Source organism: Pseudomonas sp. R37(2017) (assembly GCF_002113375.1).
In the GTDB taxonomy this organism is placed as follows: domain Bacteria; phylum Pseudomonadota; class Gammaproteobacteria; order Pseudomonadales; family Pseudomonadaceae; genus Aquipseudomonas.
Window position 1 is genome coordinate 115,356 of sequence record NZ_NEHO01000014.1, and the last position, 16,912, is coordinate 132,267.

Here is a 16,912-nt window from a genome sequence, read left to right on the forward strand (position 1 = left end):
TTCAGCTCTGTTCAGGTGGCGTTCGCCGCGGCGATTCGGGCAGGTGGCGAGTTTACCAGTTTGTCCTGACTAAAGGGTCAGCAAGCGTTCGCCGAGGCGACCGTTGGCGGCAAGCTCGAGGAATTCGTCACCCATGCGGCGGCTTTCCTCCATGGTCGTGCGCCAGTACTTCTGCCGGCTCGGGGCGTCGCCCATGAAGCGCTTGAAGTCGCTGCGGTCCGGCAGTTTGCCGTAGGGCAGGCGCGCCAGGTACTCCTTCGACGGCGCCAGCAGCAGTACGTTTTGCAAGCGAACCGGGCAGGCGCGGCGCCACGGCAGGGTCTTGTCGAACCAGCCGGGAATCACCCGGTCGGTGAAATGCGGGTAAAGCACGATGTCATTGCCGCTGTAAGGCAGGTCCAGGTGGTAATCCAGCAGGCCGCCGTCGCGGAAGGTGCCGGCGCCGGCTCCCGGCAGGTCGCGCACGCCTTGCATCACCATCGGGATCGAGCCCGAAGCCAGCAGGGCCTGGCGCAAGTTGCCGGTATCGAGGGCGACGAAGCGCGACGGGAAGTCGTTCAAGGCGTCGACCGGCGGCGCCAGGCGCGGGTCGTGGATGATCAGGCGTTCGAAGTGCCGGGCCAGCCGCGCCCGGCCGCGCAGGTTGTCGGCGATGACCGATGACAGGCCCAACCCCAGGCGGCCGCGATGATCGTCGGCGAGCAGGCCGTGGCTTTTGACCACCATGATGTTCAGGCGGTAATCGCTGTTGGTCAGGATCGAGGCGTCGCGACCGTCGAGCAGCTCATTGAGCATGCGCTGTGAGCTCTGGCTGATCTGCGCCATGGTCACGCCCTTGGCGAAATTCTGCTCGGTGTACAGCTGCCCGAGACGCCGGATGCCCTCGGCGGCGTCCGGCAGGCAGGCGCTGGCGAAGCGCCAGGAACCCACCGATGCACCAATCAGCGAGCGTTCCCGTGGTGCGGCCGGCAGCCACTCGCCGAACAGCGCCAGGTCCAGACCCTGAATCCCCAGCGCCTTCGGGCCACCGGCCGCGCCAGGCAGGGTGCCGACCTCGGTGGCGTTCAGGCCGTTGGCGCGGATGTGTGCGAAGGCACGCGGACCGGCCTTGAGGGTCAGGGAGGGGAATTTGATGTGGATGGCGGTCATTAGGGGCTCGATGTGTGGCAGCGGACAGATTATGTGGGAGGCGATGATGGCCATTCAGTTTCAATTAAGTTCAGCCGGTTAAGGTGGCCCGCCTGGACCCCGACAGAACGCTGAGGCAGCGCGACGCTGGTACCATAGTGGCTTTCAAGCAGCTCACACCACTGGCACCGACCAGGTATCCCGGTGATCGGCAGCGGGGCATCGACCGGGATCTGGAATTAGACGCTGTCAGCGGGCAGGTGCTCAAGGATCATCAGGATTCGTAATGAAGGTGTTTTTATTCAATCGATGCAGCGGCAGCCGGATGGCGCTGGTGCTCCTGGCATTTTGCTCGGTCGTGATGGCCCGTGACCTGGACCAGGATGAAGCGCTGCGCTTGCGTCAGCAGGGTGTGATCCTGCCGCTGGAGCAATTGCTGCAGCAGGCGATGGATCGCTACCCTGGCGCGAAACTGCTCGAAGCCGAGCTCGAACAGAAGCATGACGCCTACATTTATGATGTCGAGCTGCTGACCCCTGAAGGCGTGGTCCGCGAGCTGGACATCGACGCCACCACCGGCCGTTTGCTCAAAGACAAGGAAGACTGATCCATGCGTTTGCTTCTGGTGGAAGACCATGTGCCCCTGGCCGACGAATTGCTGGCCGGTCTCAACCGCCAGGGGTATGCGGTGGACTGGTTGGCCGATGGTCGCGATGCTGTGCATCAGGGCAGTACCGAACCCTACGACCTGATCATCCTCGATCTCGGCTTGCCGGGTGTGCCGGGGCTTGAGGTGCTGGGGCAATGGCGTGCGGCGGGGCTGGTCACGCCGGTGTTGATCCTGACCGCCCGTGATTCCTGGGCCGAGCGTATCGAAGGCCTCAAGGCCGGCGCCGACGATTACCTGACCAAGCCCTTTCACCCCGAAGAGCTGTTCCTGCGCATCCAGGCGCTGTTGCGCCGCTCCCATGGCCAGGTCAACCAGCCGACGCTCCAGGCCGCCGGGTTGCATCTGGATGAAGGGCGCCAGTGCGTTGTCCGCGAGGGGGCGGACATTCAGCTGACCGCCGCGGAGTTTCGCCTGTTGCGGTATTTCATGCTGCACCCCGAGCAGATCCTCTCCAAAAGCCACCTCGCCGAACACCTCTACGACGGTGAAACCGAACGCGATTCCAATGTGCTGGAGGTCCACGTCAACCACTTGCGCCGCAAGCTCGGCAAAAGTGTGATTGAAACCCGTCGCGGCCAGGGCTACCTGTTCGGCGGGCAAGCCCGGTGAGATCGATCCAGCGTCGCTTGAGCCTGGGCCTGATCAGCGTGATGGTGGTCGTTGGCCTGGTGCTGGCGCAAACCAGCCTGTGGCTGTTCGAAATGGGGTTGCAGCGCTACCTTGAAGCCGGGTTGCGCAATGACAGCGAGAACCTGCTGACGGCACTGGTGCGCGGGCCCCAGGGCTTGCAACTGGATGAGCGACGTCTGTCGCCAGCCTATCAGCGGCCGTTCTCCGGGCATTATTTCCGCATCGATTTCGCCGACGGCCATTGGCGTTCCCGTTCGTTATGGGATCAGGAACTGCCGCCGCTTGATCACCCCGGCCTGCACGACAACCTGCAACTGGGGCCGGAAGGGCAGCAACTGCTGGTATTGCGTACGGACTATCGACGTCTGGGACTGCCGATTTCCATCAGCGTCGCCGAGGACTACACCCCCATACGCGAAAGCTTCCGGCGCATGCAACAGATCGGCCTGGGCCTGGGATTGACCGGGCTGCTGCTGATTCTATTGCTGCAACGGATCACCGTGCGCCGTGCCTTGCGCCCGCTGGAGCAGGCGCGCGAACAGATCGCGCAGTTGCAACAGGGCCAGCGCTCGCAACTCGATGACCGGGTGCCGGTGGAACTGGAGCCGCTGGTGGCGCAGATCAACCATTTGCTGGCCCACACCGAAGACAGCCTCAAGCGCTCACGCAATGCCCTGGGCAACCTCGGTCACGCCTTGAAAACGCCGCTGGCGGTGCTGTTGAGCCTGGCTTCAAGCGAACAACTGGACGCGCACCCCAAACTGCGCAAAGTGCTCAAGGAGCAATTGGAGCAAGTCGGGCAACGACTCAATCGCGAACTCAATCGCGCACGGCTGTCCGGCGATGCGTTGCCTGGTGCGCTGTTCGATTGCGATGGTGAACTCCCCGGATTGCTGGCCACCCTGAACATGATCCATGGCGAACATCTGGCGCTGAGCTACCGCGCGCCGACCGGCCTGCAATTGCCCTGGGATCGCGAAGACCTGCTGGAACTGCTGGGCAACCTGTTGGATAACGCCTGTAAATGGGCGGATGCCGAGGTTCGCGTGAGTGTCGTCGAAACGGCGGGCGGGTTTGAACTCAGTATCGAAGATGACGGCCCGGGCATCCCCGAAGAGCGCCGTGACCAGGTGTTCAGTCGAGGGACGCGGCTGGACGAGCAAACGGAGGGGCATGGACTGGGGCTGGGGATCGTGCGCGACATCGTCGATAGCTGGGGCGGCAAACTGTCGTTGCTCGAAAGCGAGTGGGGTGGGTTGAAGGTTGTCATCGAGTTGCCCAGACACGCTTGAAGCCAGGCAAGGAGCCCTGTAGGAGCGGGTGCCCGCTTGCGGCATGCTCGCGATTGCGGTATGTCAGCCGCGATCAATGTCGACTGACACGGCCTCATCGCGAGCATGCTCGCTCCTACAGGACCCCGCTCAGGTGTGATGAATCTCCCTATCCTTGGTTTCCGGCATGAAGAAAATGCCCAGCACAGCCGTCATCACCGCGATGACGATCGGATACCACAGCCCGTAGTAGATGTCCCCCGTGGCCGCCACCATGGCGAACGCCACCGTCGGCAGGAAGCCACCGAACCAGCCGTTGCCGATGTGATAGGGCAGTGACATCGAGGTGTAGCGGATACGCGCCGGGAACAGTTCCACCAGCCAGGCGGCGATCGGGCCGTAGACCATGGTCACGTAGATCACCAGGACGGTCAGGAGCAGCAGCACTATCGGGTAGTTGGTCTTGGCCGGGTCGGCCTTCTCGGGGTAACCGGCCTCCTTGAGGGCGGTGGCGAGCGTGGCGGTAAAGGCGTCGTTTTTCGCCTTGAAGTCGGCGGCCGGCATGCCGGTGCCCTCGAAGCTCTCGATCACTTTGTCGCCAATGCGCACCTGCGCTACAGCGCCTGGTTCGGAGTTTTCGTTCTTGTAGGGGATCGCCCTTTTGGCCAGCACGGACTTGGCCAGGTCACAGGAACTGGTGAATTTGGCCTTGCCCACCGGGTCGAACTGGAAGGAACACTGGCCGGGATTGGCGATGACCGTGACCGGGTTCTTCTCCTGCGCAATGAACACATCGGGGTTACCGTACTGGGTCAGCGCATGGAAGATCGGGAAATAGGTCACGGCCGCGAGAATGCAGCCGGCCATGATGATGCCCTTGCGTCCGATGCGATCGGACAGGCCGCCGAACAGGACAAAGAACGGTGTACCGAGCAGCAGCGAGCCGGCGATCAGCAGGTTGGCCGTCTGCGCATCGATCTTCAGTGTCTGCAGCAGGAAGAACAACGCATAGAACTGCCCGGTGTACCAGACCACCGCCTGGCCGGCGGTGCCGCCGAGCAGGGCCATGATCACGATCTTGAGGTTTTCCCAGCGGGCGAAGGACTCGGTGAGGGGGGCCTTGGACGCCTTGCCCTCGGCTTTCATTTTCTGGAACACCGGTGACTCGCTCAGTTGCAGGCGGATGTACACCGAGACGATCAACAACAGGATCGACAGCAGGAACGGAATCCGCCAGCCCCAGGCCTCGAACGCTTCGGTGCCGAGAGCGGTGCGGCAGGCAAGGATCACCAGCAGCGACAGGAACAGGCCAAGGGTCGCTGTCGTCTGAATCCACGAAGTGAAGAAGCCGCGCTTGCCCTTGGGGGCATGTTCGGCCACGTAGGTCGCCGCGCCGCCGTACTCGCCGCCCAAGGCCAGGCCTTGCAGCAGACGCAGGCTGATCAGAATGATCGGCGCGGCTACGCCGATGCTTGCATAGCCCGGCAGCAAGCCCACGACTGCCGTCGAGACACCCATGATCACAATGGTGATGAGAAAGGTGTGTTTGCGTCCGATCATGTCACCCAGCCGGCCGAACACGATGGCGCCGAAGGGCCGAACGGCGAAGCCGGCGGCGAAGGCGAGCAGGGCGAAGATGAAGGAAGTCGTCTCGTTGACGCCGGCGAAGAAGTGCTTGGCGATGATCGCGGCGAGGGAGCCGTACAGGTAGAAGTCATACCATTCGAACACGGTGCCCAGGGATGAGGCGAAGATGACCTTGCGCTCCTCCCGGGTGATGCCGCGGTTGGGCGTGCTGCCCGTGGTTGCATTGTCGATTGCTGCCATGAGTATTCTCCGTCTTGCTCTTGTCGTAGGCCGGAGTTCCCACCAACACTTACCGCACCCTGGCCCTGAGGCTGATGTCATCGGATTACGGGTCTTGCTTTGAGGTTGACGCCTGGAAACGCTGCAAGGTTCCTGAAAGCATAATCGGCTTGCAGCAGATATCCACTTGCCACTATTTGTTTGAGCCACACGAGACCTGTAGGAGCGAGCATGCTCGCGATGGATGTCAACGATAACGTTGACATCCTGAATGAACGCGGTGTCTGTGCGTTCATCGCGAGCATGCTCGCTCCTACAGAGGGGATGTTTGCAGGGTTTAGACGCGGAACTGGTCCATCAAACTCTGTTGCTGGTTCGCCAGGCTGTTGAGCGACTGGCTGACCCGCGCCGATTCATTGGCCTGGCCCGACAGCGACTCGGTCACATCGCGGATGGTCGCGACGTTGTTGTTGATCTCCTCGGCCACCGCGCTTTGCTCTTCGGCGGCACTGGCGATCTGCATGTTCATGTCGTTGATCACGGTTACCGCGTCGCCGATCTGGCGCAGCGCCGTCACGGCCTGGCCAACCTGCTCGACGCTGCCCTGGGCCTGGCGATGGCTGTTGTTCATCGACCCCACCACCTCCTGGGTGCCGTTTTGCAGTTGTTCGATCACCACGCGGGTTTCTTCGACGGATTCCTGGGTGCGTCGCGCCAGGTTGCGCACTTCATCGGCCACCACGGCAAAACCGCGCCCGGCCTCACCGGCACGGGCCGCTTCGATCGCGGCGTTGAGGGCCAGCAGGTTGGTTTGCTCGGCAATCGCGCGGATCACCTCCAGTACCGTGCCGATCTTCTCGCTGTTGGCTGCCAGGCCTTCGACCTGGACCATGGCCGCGCTCATGTCGGCGGCGAGGTTGTCGATGCTGGTGGTGGTGCGGTCGATCACGGTCAGGCCCTGACGGGTCGCCTGATCGGCATCCCGTGCGGCATGGGCCGCTTGCGCGGCGCTGCGGGCGACGTCCTGGGCGGTGGCGCTCATCTCGTGGGAGGCAGTGGCGACCTGGTCCACCTGACGGTATTGCTGCTCCATTCCGGCGCTGGTCTGGCTGGCGATGGCGGACGACTGGTCAGCCGTACTGCGGGCGTCCTGCACCGAGCGTTTCACTTCGGCAATGATCGGTTGCAGCTTGTCGAGGAAGCGGTTGAACCAGCCGGCCAGTTGGCCCAGTTCGTCCTTCTTGTCGTAAGCCAGGCGACGGGTCAGGTCACCTTCGCCGCTGGCGATGTCTTCGAGCATGTGCGCCACGCCGAGAATCGGCCTGGTCACGCTGCGGGCCATCAGCCACACCAGTACCAGGCCCAGCAGCGCGGCGAGTACTCCCAAGCCGAGTTCCACCAGCGTGCCGGCGGTGTTGCTGTCATCGAGTTGTTTTTTCAGGGCTTCGGCGGGGCCGACCAGGACTTTCTCCGGCACGTCGAGCAGCACGCCCCAGGATTTGCCGCCGGGAATCGGCTGGAAGGGCGCCAATACCTTCAGTTGCTGATCGCTGTGCAGGCTGGCGGTTTTGCTGCTGGCGCCGAGCATGCGCAGCAGTTCGCCACCGCTGGTCTTGTCCACGGCATCCAGGCGCTGGCTGAGTTTGCTGGCGTCCGGGCTGTAGCCGGCGAGCAAACCGGCCGGGCTGATGATGCTGACGCTGGTCTGGCCGTCGTAGAGCTTCTTGCTTGCGCCCAGGCTGACGGCTTGCAGGCTGTTGAGGTTGATGTCCACCGACAGCGAGGCGATGACCTTGCCGTTGACCATCAGCGGGAAAACGATGCTGGTCATCAGCACGTTCTGGCCGTCGATCTCATAGAAGTAGGGTTCGATCACGCAGGGCTTGAGTGTGGTGCGCGGGCAGGTGAACCAGGCGTTGGCCGCTTCGCCGCTGGGGCCGGTGCTGGTGTCGGCCATGTCCTTTTCCGGCAGCGCCATCGAGGTCACCTTGCCTGGCGTCGGCTGCGACCAATAGAGGGCGAAACGGCCCTTGTCGTTGCTGCCCAGTTCGGCCTGGCCAGTGAACAGGTCGTCCTTGCCGTCCAGCCCGTTGGGTTCGAACACCAGGGACAGGCCGAGCAGCTCCGGGTTGGCCTGCAGGGCTGACTTGACCTGGCGGGTCAGGTCTTCGCGCAGGTCGAAGGCATCGAGAAAGCGCTTTTCGGCCTGCTCGCGCAGGAACAGCACCTGCCGCGAGAAACCGTGGCCGTATTGATAGGCGTCCATGAACTGCTGGCGAATCCCCAGCGCCTGGTTTTCGCCCTGGGATTCGATCCGCGCCTGGGCCGCCTCGGTCAGCATCTCCATGCTCGAGGTTTTCACCAGCGCGGAGCTGTGCTCCATGCGATACAGCGAAAGACCCACCAGCAGGGTCACGATGCCCGCCAGGCACAGCCCGGCCAGCAGGGTGATTTTCCATTGGATGGAAAGTTGTCTGAGCGACATGGAGACGTCCTTATTCGATAAATATCTGAGACTTTGCACTGTAGCGGCCGCGATTGCGTTTTCTTTATCCCGCCTATCAAACTCTTCCCCCTGTAGGAGCGAGCATGCTCGCGATGGTCGTCAACGATGATGATGGAAGTCTGATGCCCCGAGGTGTCTGGTCCACCATCGCGAGCATGCCGCAAGCGGGCGCTCGCTCCTACAGGTCATCATTTGCCATTACCTGGCTTTGACATGGGGGGGACTCTGCGGCACAGTGCGCGCCTTCTAATAAAACCCATTCCTTAATCCGCTGGCGGCTCTTCGCAGACTGCCGGACGGAGTCTTTTCGTTTGTCTCGAGGTAATGAAATGAATGCAGTGATTGCCGCGGTCGGCATCATGCTGGTACTCAGCCTGTCCCGCGTGCATGTGGTGATCGCCCTGATCGTCGGTGCGCTGGTCGGGGGCCTGACTGGCGGTCTGGGTATCGAGGCGACACTCAAGGCTTTCAACAGCGGCCTTGGTGGCGGGGCTACGGTGGCGTTGTCCTACGCTTTGCTCGGCGCTTTCGCGGTGGCGATTGCCAAGTCCGGCATGGCCCATGCGCTGGCCGACAAGGCTCTGGCGATGGTCGATCGCCAGCACGCCAGCGGCGGTGGCCAGGTCAAATGGTTGCTGATCGGCCTGCTCTGGGTCGTGGCCATCGCCTCGCAGAACATCCTGCCGATCCATATCGCCTTCATTCCATTGCTGGTGCCACCGCTTCTTTATGTGCTGACCAGGCTGCAACTGGACCGTCGCCTGATCGCCTGCGTCATGACCTTCGGCTTGATCACCCCCTACATGTTCCTGCCGGTGGGCTTTGGCAACATCTTCCTCAATGAGATCCTGCTGGCCAACGTCGCTCGCAGCGGTGTGGACATCAGCGGCATCAATGTCACCCACGCCATGGGCATCCCGGCCCTGGGCATGGTGGCGGGCCTGCTGATCGCGTTTGTCAGCTACCGCAAGAAGCGTGTCTACGACCTGGCCAGGATCGAGCAAGTCGAGCAAGTGGCGGTGCAATACAACCCGCTGAGCCTGATGGTCGCCGGCGTGGCCATCGCGGCGGCATTCATCATTCAATTGTTGCTCGATTCGATGATTATCGGTGCACTGGTAGGCTTCCTGATTTTCTCCGTGTCGGGCATCGTCAAATGGCGCGACACCGATGACCTGTTCACCGAAGGCATGAAAATGATGGCGATGATCGGCTTCATCATGATCGCAGCCTCGGGGTTCGCCGAAGTGATGAAGGCCACCGGTCAAGTGCAGACGCTGGTCGAGTCCTCGGCGGCGTACATCGATCACAGCAAGGGCATCGGAGCCTTGCTGATGTTGCTGGTGGGGTTGCTGGTGACCATGGGCATCGGCTCGTCGTTCTCCACCGTGCCGATCCTGGCGGCGATCTTCGTGCCGCTGTGCGTGCAACTGGGCTTCAGCCCCTTGGCGATCGTGTGCATCGTCGGCACGGCCGGTGCCCTGGGCGACGCCGGCTCGCCGGCGTCGGACTCGACCCTGGGCCCGACCTCCGGCCTGAACATCGACGGCCAGCACCATCACATCTGGGACACCGTGGTCCCGACCTTCCTGCACTACAACCTGCCGCTGCTGGCGTTCGGCTGGGTGGCGGCGATGGTGCTGTAACCCCGATACCCTCTGTGGGAGCGAGCCTGCTCGCGAAGGCGGCAGCACATCCAGCATCGATGTGACTGACACTCCGCTTTCGCGAGCAGGCTCGCTCCCACAAGGGATCTTCAGTGTCTCCGACGACCGCGTTCAACTTTTGTCCCGGCGTGCCGTTAAAGCGTTTAACCACGCCAACAAAATCAAAAGAGTGAACGTCATGCGCATGAGCCTCAAGGCCAAAGTCCTGTCCCTTGCCGTCCTCCCGGTGTTGCTGTTTGCGCTGGTCATCAGCCTGACCACGCTGTTCATTCTTCAGGATCAGGCGCGCAAGGAAGTCGAGCAGACCCGCGAACGCTTGCTCACCGATGCCAAGGCGACCTTGCAAGGCTACGTGGCCGTGGCCATGACCACGATCAAGCCGCTTTACGACGCGGCCGCCCCCGGCGATGTGGCGGCGCGGGCCCAGGTGATCAAGCTGCTGTCGAGCATCACCTATGGCAAGGAAGGCTACTTCTTCGGCTACGACTCCAACACCGTGCGCCTGTTCAAGGCCAATAGCCCCGAGGGCGTGGGCCAGAGCTTCAAGGACAATCGAGACCCGAACGGTGTCTACGTCAACCGCGACCTGGTGAAGGTGGCGAAGGACGGTACGCACTACCTGCAATACAGCTCGCCACTGCCCGGCAATACCCAGGTGCTGGTGCCCAAGCTCGGTTACACCGAATACCTGCCGAAGTGGGACATGGCGGTCGGCACTTCGGTCAACCTCGATGGCATCGAAGCGCAAGTGGCGGTGGTCGAAGCCAAGGTCCAGGAGCGCATGCAAGGCATGGTCCTGAGCATCGTCGGCGTGGCGCTCGTGGTGCTGCTGCTGATCGCTGCTGCCGGGATGTTGCTGGCCAACACCATTCTGCGTCCGCTGCATTTGATGAAAGACAATCTCGATGACATCGCCGCGGGCGAGGGCGATCTGACCCGTCGCCTGACCCTCACCAGCCAGGACGAACTCGGTGAACTGGCCGGCTCGTTCAACCGTTTCGTCGACAAGATCCACGGCCTGGTGCGGCAGATCACTGAAATGACTTCGCAACTGACCGGGCTGGTGAATCAGGTGTCCGACCAGGCCACTCGCTCGGATCAGGCCATGGAACGCCAGCGCCACGAAACCGATCAGGTGGCCACGGCGATCAACGAAATGTCGGCGGCGGCCCAGGAAGTGGCCAAGAGTGCGCAGAACGCCGCGGTGGCAGCCCAACAGACCGATGAAGAAGGGCAGGCCGCTAAGCGTGTGGTGGCGGGCAGCATCGAAAAAATCCATGCCTTGGTGGACGACATCCGCAGCAGCGGCGTCTCCCTCGACAGCCTGCAAAAAGACGTGTCGTCGATTGTCAGCGTGCTTGGGGTGATCCGCTCGATTGCCGAGCAGACCAACCTGCTGGCGCTCAACGCGGCCATTGAAGCCGCCCGTGCCGGCGAGGCCGGGCGCGGCTTTGCGGTAGTGGCCGATGAAGTGCGGGCGCTGGCCAGCCGCACGCAAATCAGCACCCAGGAAATCCAGGGCATGATCGACCGCCTGCAGGCCGGTACCCAGTCGGCGGTGGAGGCGATGCGTCGTTCCAGCGAGGCCGGCGATGGCACTTCGGCCCAGGCCAACGAGGCGGGTGCATCGCTGGACACCATGGCTCAGTTGATCGCCACCATCAATTCGATGAACGCGCAGATCGCCAGTGCCGCCGAAGAACAGACCGCCGTGGCCGAGGAAATCAACCGCAGCGTGCATCAGATTGCCGTGGCCGTGGACAAAGTCGCCGACGAAACCCAGCTCGGCGCGCAGACGTCGCGCAGCCTGGCCGACCTCGGTCAACGCCTGGGCAGTCTGGTGGGGCAGTTCCGGATCTGACGGGTTTGCAACCTGTGGGAGCAAGCTCCCACAGGGATTTGTGACCGATAGGAGGGACAGCCACTACACTTGTTTTGTGCATCCGAGCACTGGACGACCTTGCTAGAGGAGCCAGTTCCATGATTGACCGTGAAAGTATCTGCGATTGTCCGAAATGTTCCTGCAAACTCGGCGAACATCCGATTGCCCGCCACGGCAAGCATTACTGCTGTGAAGCCTGCGCCAAACACCATGAGCACGGCGAGGAGTGCGCCAATAAAGGCTGCAAGTGCTCACAGGGCTGACGGCATTCGCGACACGCCATAAAAAAGTGGAGCCTAATCCGGCTCCACTTCCAGCCTGAGGCTGCCGTCTTCCAGGCATTCGCTGCGGCGAACGGTGCCCTGCAAGCGCCGTCCCTCCACCCGCACCACCAGGGTCCTGGCTTGCTCAAGATCTTCCGGCAGGGGCGCCGGCACGCGTATGGCGAAGCAAAATGGGTCATTTTCGACCTGTTCCAGGCCGATCCGGCACTCGACGCTTCTGGTGGTGCTGCCCAAACCGTACTCCAACTGCGCAAGGCTGCTGACGGATTTCGCGGTCATTATCCTTCCCCCCGGCCCTGATGGTTGCCAGAGCTTAGTTCGCCGGCCGCCACTTGACGTTTTCCACGCCGAATTTTTCCGCCATCGGCTTGCTGGTCTTCTGCACCTTCTCGCGTCCGAATCGGGGGATTCGCCCCACCCCCGCGTCACAGCTCGCCCAATGCCAGGCTTCTGCGTTATCCATTTTTTCCAGTCGGATAATGAATGACTTCGGAGCGCCATGGAGGGTGTACTCAATGACGAACAATTTTGCGCTGTTCATAAACATCCTGTTTCTCCCTGTTGTACCTAGAAGGATCGCGCGCCATCGGGAAAATTCATTCGAATCTTCCCGATGGCGGCAGTTGCTGGCGACAAGCCCGGCGCCTCGTTACCATGCAGGCTTGCCGATCCCCAATGAACATTGACCATGGCCCTTGCCGCACCGCCCGACCTGAGTGACACCGATGTGCCCGTGCAACCGCTGGCCCGCACCTATCCGCGCGGGTTGTACATCGAGCCCCATGAGCACGTCTGGGGCCAGTTGCTCTATGCAATGAGCGGGGTGATGTGGGTCGAGACACCGCACGAGGCGCTGGTGGTGCCGCCGCAACGGGCGGTGTGGTTGCCGCCCGGCGTACCCCACGGGATTCGCGTGGTGTCTGACCTGCAGATGCGCAACATCTACCTGCGTCCGTCCCTGGCGGCGACCCTGGATGACAGTGTGCAGGTCATCGAGGTCGGTGGCTTGCTGCGAGAACTGATTGTCGGCCTGGTGGAGCAGGGCAACGACGGATCACCCGAGTATTACGACGCGTTGGTGGGCCTGGCGCTGCTGGAGCTCAAGCGGGCCAGGCGTTCGCTGCTGAAAATCCCGCTGCCGGACGATTCCGACCGACGGCTGATGAACCTGTGCCAGGCGGTCATGTCCGCACCCTCGCTGGAGATTGCGTTCGAACAGCACGCGGAAAATGCCGGTGCCAGCGTGCGGACCCTGGCGCGGCTGTTCAAGGACGGTCTGGGCATGGGTTTCGCCGAGTGGCGGCGTCAGGTGCAACTGGCGACGGCGGTGGCCGAGTTGATCCAGGGCGTACCGGTCAGCGCGATCGCCCGGGACCTGGGCTATTCGCCGAGCAGTTTCAGCGACATGTTTCGTCGTGAGCTGGGCGTTGCCCCCTCGCAGTTTCCCGTGGCGCAACGCCAGGACTGAATTGGCCGGCAGCCTGCTTTGGCCGAAATTCAGAAGTACTTGGCCGATGCCCGAACGCGTCGCCCTCTAGACTCTACGCATACCTCAAATTGCCCCGGAGTCTGCCATGAACCTCCTCATGTCACTGGCCATCGGTCTGGGTGTCGGTCTGCTCTACGGCGCCCTGGATTTTCGTTCTCCCGCACCCCCGGCCATCGCGCTGGTGGGCCTGCTCGGCATGCTCGCCGGCGAGAAACTCTGGCCGATGGGGCGAGAGCTGGTGGCCGGCTGGATCTCCTGAAGCCTTTTTTACCTGGTGGATATGCCCATGAAAGCTCTGCAATTCGATAAAACCGGTGATCTCTCGGCCCTGCGCTATGTGGAGGTGCCTACGCCTGTGCCCGGCGCCGATGATGTGTTGGTCGAGATCAAGGCCGCGGGCCTCAACCCCAGCGATGTGAAGAACGTGCTGGGACGCTTCCCCTACACCACCTTGCCGCGGATTCCCGGTCGTGACTTTGCCGGTGTGGTCGTGGCTGGCCCGCAAGCGCTGATCGGCCAGGAAGTCTGGGGGACGGGGCGGGAACTGGGCTTTTTCGCCGACGGGTCCCACGCGCAGTTCGTCAAGCTGCCGGCCAATGGCGTAGCGCTCAAACCCACGCACCTGAGCTTCGCCCAGGCCGCCAGCCTCGGCGTGCCGTACACCACGGCGTGGGATGCGCTGGAGCGCAGCCTGGTGACGGCCGAAACCCGCTTGCTGGTCATCGGTGGCGGTGCGGTCGGCAGTGCCGCGCTGGCCCTGGCCAAGGTGCGCGGTGCCCGAGTGCTGGCGGCCGCGCGGCGTGCCGAGCAGGTCAGGGACTTGCAGGAACAGGGCTATCAGACCTTGCAACTGGATAAACCCGAAGACCTCGGGGCCCAGGTCGATGCCGTGTATGCCGGCGGTGCCGACGTGATTTTCGACACCACCGGATTCTGGCTGCCGGCCTCTGTGCCTGCCCTGGCTGCGTTCGGCCGCATCGCAATCATCGCGGCGCCCGTGGACGGTCACGTGCAGTTGCCGGCCCTGGCGTTGTATCGCAAGGGCGGCTCGGTGGTGGGGATCAACTCGTTGCTGTACGGGGTACAGGCGTGTGCGGCGATGCTCGAGCAGTTCGGCCGCTTCTTCGACCAGGACCTGTTGCCATTGCCCCAGGGCTTGTTCGAGTCGCCATTGGCCGAAGGGCTGGAGCGTTACGCCGAAGTGGATCAGGGCAGCGGCGACAAGGTGATTCTGTTGCCTTGACTGCAATCAATGTGGGGGCACTGTTCACCCTGCATCTCCTACAAAGGAAAGGGTCCGTTGCTGTAGGATTAGCGACCTGAACTCCAAGAGGTGCCTCCATGAGCGAGCCGATTCGCCTGACTCAATACAGCCACGGCGCTGGATGCGGTTGCAAGATTTCTCCCCAGGTGCTGGAAGTGATCCTGGCCGGCAGCGGGGCGCAGAACCTCGACCCGAAACTCTGGGTCGGCAACGCTTCGCGTGACGACGCCGCGGTGTATGCCATCGACGAAGCACGCGGCGTGGTCTCGACCACGGACTTTTTCATGCCGATCGTCGATGATCCCTTCGATTTCGGCCGAATTGCCGCCACCAATGCCATCAGCGACATCTACGCCATGGGCGGCGATCCGTTGATGGCGATTGCGATTCTGGGTTGGCCAGTGAACGTGCTGGCACCGGAAATTGCCCGGGAAGTGATCCGCGGCGGTCGTTCGGTATGCGACGCGGCGGGCATCCCGCTGGCCGGTGGACATTCCATCGACGCACCTGAGCCGATTTTTGGCCTGGCCGTCACCGGTCTGGTGGAGAAGCGCCACATGAAGCGCAACGATACCGCCACGGCCGGTTGCCTGCTCTATCTCACCAAGCCCTTGGGCATCGGCATCCTTACGACGGCCGAGAAAAAGGGCAAGTTGCGCAACGCTGACATCGGCCTGGCCCGGGACTGGATGTGCACCCTGAACAAACCCGGCAGCCGCTTCGGCAAGCTCGACGGCGTGACCGCGATGACCGACGTCACCGGTTTCGGCCTGCTCGGGCATTTGGTGGAAATGGCCGATGGCAGTCAGCTCACCGCACGTATCGAATATGACCGCGTACCGCGCCTGCCGGGCGTCGAGTATTACCTGGAACAGGGCTGCGTGCCGGGCGGGACACTGCGCAATTTCGACAGCTACGCCAGCAAGCTCGGACGCCTTCAGGAGCTGCACAAACGCGTGCTCTGCGACCCGCAGACCAGCGGCGGCCTGCTGATTGCCGTGACGCCCGAAGGTAACGAGCAATTCCTTGGCGTGGCCGCCGAACTGGGCCTGAGCCTGGAACCGATCGGTGAACTGGTCGAGCGACAGAGCAACGCGGTCGAGGTGTCTTGATGTCTGTCGATTACACCGATTACCGCGACATCTTCATCAACGACCGGCCGATGATGGACACCCGCGCGCCGGTCGAATTCAACAAGGGCTCGTTCCCCGGCGTGATCAACCTGCCGTTGATGAATGACCATGAACGCCAACGGGTCGGCACCTGCTACAAGCAGCACGGCCAGCAAGCGGCCATTGTGCTTGGGCATCAACTGGTGTCGGGCGCGGTCAAGGCCGAACGCCTCCAGGCCTGGGCCGATTTCGCCCGGGCGCATCCCGATGGCTATCTGTACTGTTTTCGCGGCGGCCTGCGCTCGCAGATTGTCCAGCAATGGCTCAAGGACGAGGCCGGCATTGACTACCCACGGGTGGGCGGTGGCTACAAGGCCATGCGTACCTTCCTGTTGGATACCCTCGATCAGGCGGTTGCCCAGTGCGATTTCGTCCTGTTGGGCGGGATGACCGGCACCGGCAAGACCGAACTGCTCATGCAACTGAACAACACCGTGGACCTTGAAGGTCATGCCAACCACCGCGGCTCCAGTTTCGGCAAGCGCGCCACCGGCCAACCCTCGAATATCGATTTCGAAAACCGCTTGGCGGTGGACGTGCTGAAAAAGCGCGCCCGGGGCATCGAACAGTTCGTTCTGGAAGACGAAAGCCGCGCGGTGGGCAGTTGTGCGCTGCCGTTGCCGCTGTACCAGGGCATGCAGCAGTTTCCGATGGTCTGGCTGGAAGACAGCCTGGAAGGTCGGGTCGAACGGATCCTGCGCGATTACGTGGTGGATCTGTGCGCCGAATTCATCGACGTGCACGGCGAGGAGGGCTTTGCGCTGTTTTCCGAGCGGCTGCTGGCGAGCCTGAACAATGTGCAGAAACGCCTGGGTGGCGAACGTCATCGGCGCATGTTGATGTTGATGGAGGAGGCATTGGCGGAGCAGGCCCGCAGTGGCGCGGTGGATCTGCACCGGGGCTGGATCGATGGCTTGCTGCGCGAATACTACGACCCGATGTACGCGTTCCAGCGGGAGAAGAAAGGCGCACGGATCGAGTTTGCGGGGGAGCGGAAGGCGGTTCTCGAGTATCTGCGGGAGCGGGGTAGCCAGAAAGGTTGAGGGTGTTTTTGCCGGCCCCATCGCGAGCATGCCGCAAGCGGGCACCCGCTCCTACAATGGATTTGTAGTGCGCTCAAGAAGGCATGAACACTACAGAACC

16 protein-coding genes and 3 pseudogenes are annotated in these 16,912 nt (G+C 62.6%); 13 read left to right on the top strand and 6 right to left on the bottom strand.

Annotated elements, in window-relative coordinates:
- Positions 1-69 precede the first annotated feature (69 nt).
- Positions 70-1,149: a hypothetical protein gene (locus tag CAG47_RS20910; protein WP_085726925.1), complete on the bottom strand. Its 1,080-nt coding sequence runs from the start codon at positions 1,147-1,149 to the stop codon at positions 70-72.
- Positions 1,150-1,241: 92 nt separating this feature from the next.
- Between CAG47_RS20910 and CAG47_RS29085 the strand changes: the two are divergent.
- The 4 genes and pseudogenes from CAG47_RS29085 to CAG47_RS20930 form a co-directional block, all read left to right on the top strand.
- Positions 1,242-1,415, top strand: a pseudogene (locus CAG47_RS29085) (peptidase); the annotation flags it as partial.
- A complete protein-coding gene (locus CAG47_RS20920) occupies positions 1,415-1,735 on the top strand; it encodes a PepSY domain-containing protein (RefSeq protein ID WP_085726929.1) in 321 nt (106 codons plus the stop codon). The pseudogene CAG47_RS29085 and the gene CAG47_RS20920, both read left to right, overlap by 1 nt.
- 3 nt (positions 1,736-1,738) lie before the next feature.
- Positions 1,739-2,407 carry a response regulator transcription factor gene (locus tag CAG47_RS20925; protein WP_085726931.1) on the top strand — a complete coding sequence of 223 codons (669 nt, stop codon included), beginning with the start codon at positions 1,739-1,741 and terminating at the stop codon, positions 2,405-2,407.
- Complete coding sequence (locus CAG47_RS20930) at positions 2,404-3,720, top strand: sensor histidine kinase (RefSeq protein ID WP_085726933.1); 1,317 nt, start codon at positions 2,404-2,406, stop codon at positions 3,718-3,720. The genes CAG47_RS20925 and CAG47_RS20930 overlap by 4 nt, the downstream gene beginning before the upstream one ends.
- A 129-nt stretch (positions 3,721-3,849) precedes the next feature.
- Here the strand turns inward: CAG47_RS20930 and CAG47_RS20935 are convergent, their stop codons facing one another.
- From CAG47_RS20935 to CAG47_RS29440, 3 genes and pseudogenes are all read right to left on the bottom strand, one after another.
- Positions 3,850-5,526 carry an MFS transporter gene (locus CAG47_RS20935; RefSeq protein WP_085726935.1) on the bottom strand — a complete coding sequence of 559 codons (1,677 nt, stop codon included), beginning with the start codon at positions 5,524-5,526 and terminating at the stop codon, positions 3,850-3,852.
- Between the two features lie 316 nt (positions 5,527-5,842).
- Positions 5,843-6,598, bottom strand: coding sequence for a methyl-accepting chemotaxis protein (locus CAG47_RS29435; protein ID WP_371917229.1), 756 nt, complete (start codon positions 6,596-6,598; stop codon positions 5,843-5,845).
- Positions 6,599-6,700: 102 nt separating this feature from the next.
- Positions 6,701-7,990 (bottom strand): annotated as a pseudogene (locus tag CAG47_RS29440) (HAMP domain-containing protein); the annotation flags it as partial.
- A gap of 350 nt (positions 7,991-8,340) precedes the next feature.
- Between CAG47_RS29440 and CAG47_RS20945 the strand changes: the two are divergent.
- The 4 genes and pseudogenes from CAG47_RS20945 to CAG47_RS20955 all read left to right on the top strand — a co-directional run bounded on the left by CAG47_RS20945 (position 8,341) and on the right by CAG47_RS20955 (position 11,823).
- On the top strand, positions 8,341-9,657 hold the full coding sequence (locus tag CAG47_RS20945; RefSeq protein ID WP_085726939.1) for a Na+/H+ antiporter family protein: 1,317 nt from the start codon (positions 8,341-8,343) through the stop codon (positions 9,655-9,657).
- A gap of 205 nt (positions 9,658-9,862) precedes the next feature.
- A pseudogene (locus CAG47_RS29445) lies at positions 9,863-10,681 on the top strand (cache domain-containing protein); the annotation flags it as partial.
- A 102-nt stretch (positions 10,682-10,783) separates the two neighbouring features.
- On the top strand, positions 10,784-11,539 hold the full coding sequence (locus CAG47_RS29450; RefSeq protein WP_371917230.1) for a methyl-accepting chemotaxis protein: 756 nt from the start codon (positions 10,784-10,786) through the stop codon (positions 11,537-11,539).
- Positions 11,540-11,658: 119 nt separating this feature from the next.
- Positions 11,659-11,823 (top strand): metallothionein, encoded by a 165-nt coding sequence (locus CAG47_RS20955; RefSeq protein ID WP_085726943.1) that lies wholly within the window; start codon positions 11,659-11,661, stop codon positions 11,821-11,823.
- A gap of 33 nt (positions 11,824-11,856) precedes the next feature.
- On the opposite strand, the gene CAG47_RS20960 is transcribed toward CAG47_RS20955, so the two are convergent.
- Together CAG47_RS20960 and CAG47_RS20965 are read right to left on the bottom strand one after the other, a co-directional pair.
- A complete protein-coding gene (locus tag CAG47_RS20960; RefSeq protein ID WP_085726945.1) occupies positions 11,857-12,123 on the bottom strand; it encodes a hypothetical protein in 267 nt (88 codons plus the stop codon).
- 34 nt (positions 12,124-12,157) lie between these two features.
- Positions 12,158-12,385 (bottom strand): DUF6555 family protein, encoded by a 228-nt coding sequence (locus CAG47_RS20965; protein ID WP_057714008.1) that lies wholly within the window; start codon positions 12,383-12,385, stop codon positions 12,158-12,160.
- Between the two features lie 147 nt (positions 12,386-12,532).
- Between CAG47_RS20965 and CAG47_RS20970 the strand changes: the two genes are divergently transcribed.
- The 5 genes from CAG47_RS20970 to mnmH all read left to right on the top strand — a co-directional run bounded on the left by CAG47_RS20970 (position 12,533) and on the right by mnmH (position 16,812).
- A complete protein-coding gene (locus tag CAG47_RS20970; protein ID WP_085726947.1) occupies positions 12,533-13,312 on the top strand; it encodes a helix-turn-helix transcriptional regulator in 780 nt (259 codons plus the stop codon).
- Between the two features lie 106 nt (positions 13,313-13,418).
- The gene (locus CAG47_RS20975) at positions 13,419-13,592 is read left to right on the top strand and encodes a DUF1427 family protein (RefSeq protein WP_085726949.1); all 174 of its coding nucleotides are present in this window, start codon (positions 13,419-13,421) and stop codon (positions 13,590-13,592) included.
- A 27-nt stretch (positions 13,593-13,619) separates the two neighbouring features.
- Positions 13,620-14,576: a zinc-binding alcohol dehydrogenase family protein gene (locus CAG47_RS20980; RefSeq protein ID WP_085726951.1), complete on the top strand. Its 957-nt coding sequence runs from the start codon at positions 13,620-13,622 to the stop codon at positions 14,574-14,576.
- A 98-nt stretch (positions 14,577-14,674) separates the two neighbouring features.
- A complete protein-coding gene (selD, locus tag CAG47_RS20985; RefSeq protein ID WP_085726953.1) occupies positions 14,675-15,709 on the top strand; it encodes a selenide, water dikinase SelD in 1,035 nt (344 codons plus the stop codon).
- Positions 15,709-16,812 carry a tRNA 2-selenouridine(34) synthase MnmH gene (gene mnmH / locus CAG47_RS20990; protein WP_085726955.1) on the top strand — a complete coding sequence of 368 codons (1,104 nt, stop codon included), beginning with the start codon at positions 15,709-15,711 and terminating at the stop codon, positions 16,810-16,812. The genes selD and mnmH overlap by 1 nt, the downstream gene beginning before the upstream one ends.
- Positions 16,813-16,912 lie beyond the last annotated feature (100 nt).